Below are 837 nucleotides of genomic sequence, written 5' to 3'. Positions count from 1 at the left end.
CCCGTGGCGATCTCGACAACCGTGGCGGCCAGGTGATCGGCCTGAACGACCTGGAGGTCGGCGCGGCGACGCTCGACAACGGCCAGCAAGGCCTGCTCGGCAGCCAGCAGTCCACCCGCGTCAGCGCCCAGGCGCTGGTCAACCGGGGGGACGGCGAAGTCTCCGGCAAGCGCGTCGAGGCCCGCGTCGGCAGCCTCGACAATCGCGGCGGCAAGCTGATCGGCGACGACCTGCTGGTGGTCGCCAGCGGTGCCATCGACAACCGCCTCGGCTTGTTCTCCGCAGCCAACCGCCTCGACCTGCGGGCGCGCAGCCTGGACAACAGCGGCAAGGGCACGCTGAGCAGCCGGGGCGGCCTGGAGGTCAGCCTCGGCGGCCTGCTGGACAACCGCGATGAAGGCAACCTGCTCAGCCAGGGCGCGCAGCGCGTGACGGTGGGGCAACTGGACAACCGCGCCGGCGGCCTGCTGTCGAGCCGCAGCGAGTTGAACGTCCACGGCGCCAGCCTGGACAACCGTGGCGGCGTGCTGGTAGCCGACGCCGGCCTGAGCGCCACGGGAGGCGCCTTCGACAACCGCGACGGCGGCAGCGCCAGCGGCAAGGCTGGCGTGCGCGTGGAGGTCGCCAGCCTGCGCAACGACCAGGGTGGCAAGCTGCTCAGCGATGGCCGCCTGGACCTCGCAGCGAACGCCGTCGGCAACGCCGGAGGGCGTATCGCCGCCAAGGGCGACCTGCAGGCGACGCTTGGCAGCCTGGCCCAGCAAGGTGGCGAACTGGTCAGCGAAAAGACCCTGAAGGTCGCGGCCGACACGCTCGACAACAGCCAGTCCGGGCTGA

Annotated in this window: 1 protein-coding gene; it reads left to right on the top strand. The window is 71.7% G+C overall.

What is annotated here, in order from left to right:
* On the top strand, positions 1 to 837 hold an 837-nt coding region (locus HMPREF2581_RS30835), incomplete at both ends, for a hypothetical protein (protein ID WP_049263468.1).

It is taken from the genome of Pseudomonas sp. HMSC057H01 (assembly GCF_001836405.1).
Lineage (GTDB): Bacteria > Pseudomonadota > Gammaproteobacteria > Pseudomonadales > Pseudomonadaceae > Pseudomonas > Pseudomonas aeruginosa.
Note: the sequence above shows the minus strand (reverse complement) of the source record. Positions and strands in the feature narration are given on the sequence as shown.